This window comes from Pantoea sp. ARC270, from assembly GCF_003236725.1.
Taxonomy (GTDB): Bacteria; Pseudomonadota; Gammaproteobacteria; order Enterobacterales; family Enterobacteriaceae; genus Pantoea; species Pantoea anthophila.
In genome coordinates this window covers 1-970 of sequence record NZ_PUGA01000081.1, presented here as the reverse complement: position 1 = coordinate 970, position 970 = coordinate 1, and the positions used below count along the sequence as shown (strand labels likewise).

General features: G+C 62.4%; 1 protein-coding gene. It reads right to left on the bottom strand.

Features of this window, described 5'->3' with window-relative positions; all coding sequences use genetic code 11:
- Window positions 1–970: hemagglutinin repeat-containing protein (locus tag CKF42_RS20920; protein WP_146239970.1), on the bottom strand; the 970-nt coding region annotated here is incomplete at both ends.

Here is a 970-nt window from a genome sequence, read left to right as displayed (position 1 = left end):
GTCTCGGTCGCCGCGCCGATCTCCACGTCGCGCCCGGCCCGCAGATTGACGTCCTGGTCGGCAACCACCGCCGATCCGGTCACCGTCAGATCACGTCCGGCGATGACCGTGACGCTTTCGCCGCTCAGCAGGCTGCCGTTCTCACGGGTGGCGCCATCCAGCGAGATGCTGTGGCTGCTCTTTTTCTTCAGGAAACTTTTTTTCTCTGAGCGGGATTCGCTGAACAGTGACTCCCGTTCGGTGGCGGTATTGAGGGTCACATCCTGTTTCGCCTGCAGCGCAACGGCACCCAGCTCACTGTGCAGCGTGCTGGCCGTGGCGGTGATGCTGCCCTCCTGCGCCACCACCGTGACGCCATCATGTCCACTGAGCGTGCTCCCCACCACGTTCTCACGCAGCATTTCCTCCGCGCGTTCACCCTTGGTTTTCCGGCCGCGACTTTTTTCCTGTGAGGCGCGGTGCTCGCTGTCTGTCGTGTGGTTGAGGATGACATCCTTTTTCGCCAGCAGCGCAACAGCACCCTGTTCGCTGTGCAGCGTGCTGCCGGTGACCGTCACGTCACCCTCACGCCCGATTACCGTTACGCCCTGCTGTCCGCTGAAGGTGCTTCCCATGCTGCCTTCGCGAACCGTCTCCTCGTCACGATGGCTGAGGGTATTACCCAGGCGCCTGTTCTCGCTGTCCAGGTCCTGTGTATGGGCACGCGCATCCTTAATGGTAACGCTCTGCGCACTGACGCCAATCTGGCCCTGTGAACTGTCAACCTGCGCGCCTTCGGCCAGCAGATTATTGCCTGCCACCAGCGTCACGCCCTGATCACCGCTCAGGGAACTGAGCAGCAGACGATCTTCCTGACGGCTGTTGCTGACCGATGAGGTCCGGCTGTTGGCCTCAAGATGGGTGGTATTGGTGGTGGTCTCCGCGCCGATGTGGATGTCGCCGCCAGCCTCAACCCGGGCAGAGCCGGTAG